The following is a 3,747-nucleotide window of genomic DNA, read 5'->3' as shown; positions in this document are numbered from 1 at the left end:
TAGGCCTTGCCCGTGCTTTGGTTACAGACCCTTCTGTATTGTTAATGGACGAACCTTTTGGCGCTTTAGACAACGTTACCCGAACCAGTATCCAAAAAGAATTTAAGGGATTAGAAGAACTAAAAAGGAAAACCATTGTAATGGTTACGCATGATGTTCAGGAAGCTTTTGAATTGGCAGATCGCATTTGTTTAATGGATAAGGGGAAAATCATCCAGATCGGAACACCCAAAGAATTACTTTATCAACCGGTAAATGATTTTGCAAGGAAATTTTTAGCCGGACAAAGGTTAGCCCTCGAATTTAAAGTAGTTAAAATACAGGATATTTGGCCTTATTTACCTAAAGGGACACTACAAGATGGGAAAAGCCTTTCTACTGATATGAATATATGGGATGCGATGGAGTTGTTGCGGAGTTCTGATCGGAGTGAACTTCTTGTTTCTGGTGCCAATAAAGAAAGCAAAGCCATTAATTTCGAACAGTTAACCAAAGGATTTAACCAATTTCAAAACGCGCAGGTACATGAATGAGCATCAGCAAACTTTATGGCAGTTTATGCATGAGCAATCTGATAAATTGTTTGCTCAAACCCTGCAACATGTTGGTTTAACCTTTATTTCCTTACTTTTTGCCATTGCCATTGGCTTACCATTAGGCATATTGATTGCCAGAAAAAGAAAACTTTCTGGAACGGTTTTAGGGATTGCCGGCGTATTGCAAACGGTTCCGAGTATTGCCTTATTGGGTTTTATGATTCCCGTTTTAGGGATTGGTGCAAAACCTGCAATTGTTGCGCTGCTCATTTATGCCTTGTTACCGATTATCCGCAATACCTATACAGGAATTATTGGCATTGATCAGCATGTTAAAGAAGCGGCCAGGGCAATGGGCATGAGCAAAAGTCAGATTTTGCTAAAGGTTGAGTTGCCATTGGCTATGCCCGTTATATTGGCGGGTATCCGTACTGCAACAGTCATCAATGTAGGCGTAGCCACATTGGCCTCTTTTATTGCTGCGGGTGGATTAGGGGAATTTATTTTTGGGGGCATTTCGCTCAACAACACCAACATGATCTTAGCTGGGGCTATTCCTGCTGCGCTATTGGCCATTATTCTCGATGCTTTACTTTCCCTGGTACAGAAAATGGATTTTAAAAAGCTGAGAAAAGCATTGTACATTTTGCCTATTGTGATTTTAATTTTAGGTGGTTTTTATGCACTTCCATCGGCTTATGGTTCTACCTTAACCGCCGGATTTACTCCTGAATTTATGGGCAGGCAAGACGGCGATCTTGGATTGAAATCTATCTATGGCTTAAAAATCCATACCATTGTAATCAGTGATGCGGTAATGTACAAGGCCGCTTTTTCAAAAGAATTGGATGTGATTAGCGGTTATTCTACTGATGGCCGTTTGAAAGCTTTCGATCTGAAAATTTTAAAAGACGATAAAGTCATTTTTCCGCCTTACTACGCTGCACCAATAGTTCGGAATGAAGCTTTTAAACAATTTCCAAAGCTGGAAGAAACATTAAATCTGTTAGCAGGCAAAATAACTGATTCAGTAATGACCGATCTTAATTACAGAACAGATTACCTCCACCAAACACCGGAACGTGTTGCAAAGGATTTCCTCATCAGTACTGGTTTGTATAAAGCACCAAAAAACGGACATAATGGTGTAGTGAGGATAGGCTCAAAGATTTTTGGTGAGCAATATATTCTGGCCGAAATGTACAGCATGTTGATTAAAGGAAATACAGATTATGAGGTATCTACCAAAACAGGACTTGGTGGAACAAAAATCTGTTTTGATGCACTGATGAATGATCAGATCGATTTTTATCCCGAATATACCGGAACAGGTTTATTGGTTTTGTTGCAACCGGATCCAAAAATTGCTAAGGAAATGGCGCACGATAAAGATAAAACTTATGATTATGTCTACAACGAATTTGAGAAAAAGTTTAATATCAAATGGCTTAAACCTATAGGTTTTAATAATTCTTATGCTTTGATGATGCGGCAAAAACAATCAAAAGATCTGAATGTTAATACCATCACAGATCTTAAAAACTATCTAGATAAAAATTAATGACACTGGTAGAAGAATACTTGCAGATCAGGAAATACTCCGAACAAATTTGCGAACCATTGCAAACAGAAGATTATGTAGTACAGCCTATCGTGGATGTAAGTCCACCGAAGTGGCATTTGGGACATACCACCTGGTTCTACGAAACCTTTATATTAAAGCCGTTTTCTGTTAATTATCAGGTGTATAACGATGAGTATAATTTCGTTTTTAATAGTTATTATGAAACCGTTGGTAACCGCGTAATCCGGACAGATCGTGGTAATTTAAGTAGACCGAGCGTAAATGAGATTTACCAGTACAGGGCTTATGTAGATGAAGCCATGGTGAAATTCCTGGCCACGACACTAAAAGATGAAGTAGAAGAATTGTTGATTTTGGGTTTTAACCATGAGCAGCAGCACCAGGAACTTTTACTTACCGATATTAAATATATTTTAGGAAACAACCCACTTTTTCCAACTTATTCAAAGAACCAAAAAGAAGTTTTAACCATAAGTAAAATAGAGCCTGGCTTTATCCAAATTTCTGAAGGTGTTTATGAGATCGGTTATGATGGAAAGGATTTCAGCTTTGATAATGAATTAAACAGGCATAAGGTTTACCTGCACGATTTTTCAATCAGTAAAACATTGGTGAGTAATGCAGAATTTATTGAATTCATTAGTGCAGGCGGTTATGAAAATTTCAATTTCTGGCATGCTGAAGGATGGGATTGGGTGAAAAACAATAACATTAATGCACCAATGTATTGGCATTTAATAGGCGGAAAATGGTTTAATTATACTTTAGCTGGCCTTTTAGCTATTGATTTAACCGCACCGTTAAGCCACATCAGTTATTATGAAGCTTATGCTTTTGCAAGCTGGAAAGGCATGCGTTTACCCACTGAATTTGAATGGGAGATAGCAGCCAAACACTTTAACTGGGGCGAACGATGGGAGTGGACCGAAAGTGCCTATTTGCCATATCCTGGTTTTAGTAAAGCACCGGGTGCCATTGGCGAGTACAATGGAAAGTTTATGGTTAACCAGAAAGTGCTTCGCGGTGCATCAATTGCCACGCCCGAAAATCACTCGCGTATTACTTATAGAAATTTCTTCCACCCACATTTAAGGTGGCAATATACAGGCATCCGATTAGTAAAATAGTATAGATATGACCACCACCACTATCGAAACAGCGACAGACAACAAAACACAGTTCCTTCAAGAAACCTTGGCAGGCTTACACTCCGAGCCAAAATTTATGCGCTCTAAGTATTTTTACGATGCTACCGGAGACCGTATTTTTCAGCAGATTATGGAAATGGAGGAATATTATTTAACCAATGCAGAAATGGAAATCCTGCAATACCAAGCCAACCAGATTTCTCAGGCGATATCGGCTGATGGAAGCACTTTTGATTTAATCGAACTGGGTGCTGGCGATGCAACAAAATCCATTCACCTGCTAAAATCATTGTTGGATAGTCAGTTGAAATTTAGTTATTTTCCGATTGACATTTCCGCACATGTAATTTCAGATCTGGAAGAAAGTTTGCCTAAAAAACTTCCTGGATTGGATATGAAGGGTTTAAATGGTGATTATTTTAATATGCTTAAAAAGGCCACAGAATTATCCAGCCGCAGAAAGGTTGTGCTTTTTATG

At 38.6% G+C, this 3,747-nt stretch carries 4 protein-coding genes; all 4 read left to right on the top strand.

The genetic code is table 11. The features are described 5' to 3' along the window. The coding region (locus tag AC1DPQ_RS21070) for an ATP-binding cassette domain-containing protein (protein WP_477610768.1) at positions 1-533 on the top strand (533 nt) is incomplete at its 5' end. Continuing rightward, positions 526-2,097 carry an ABC transporter permease/substrate-binding protein gene (locus tag AC1DPQ_RS21065; RefSeq protein ID WP_477579994.1) on the top strand — a complete coding sequence of 524 codons (1,572 nt, stop codon included), beginning with the start codon at positions 526-528 and terminating at the stop codon, positions 2,095-2,097. The genes AC1DPQ_RS21070 and AC1DPQ_RS21065, both read left to right, overlap by 8 nt. Next, on the top strand, positions 2,097-3,248 hold the full coding sequence (gene egtB / locus AC1DPQ_RS21060; protein ID WP_477579992.1) for an ergothioneine biosynthesis protein EgtB: 1,152 nt from the start codon (positions 2,097-2,099) through the stop codon (positions 3,246-3,248). The genes AC1DPQ_RS21065 and egtB overlap by 1 nt, the downstream gene beginning before the upstream one ends. A gap of 7 nt (positions 3,249-3,255) precedes the next feature. Next, positions 3,256-3,747, top strand: a 492-nt coding sequence (locus AC1DPQ_RS21055; RefSeq protein WP_477610767.1) for an L-histidine N(alpha)-methyltransferase, incomplete at its 3' end; no start/stop codon positions are given.

The organism is Pedobacter sp. 01T416_2, from assembly GCF_056398925.1.
The sequence above is the reverse complement of the archived record's forward strand: the minus strand, read 5'-3'. Positions and strand labels throughout refer to the sequence as shown.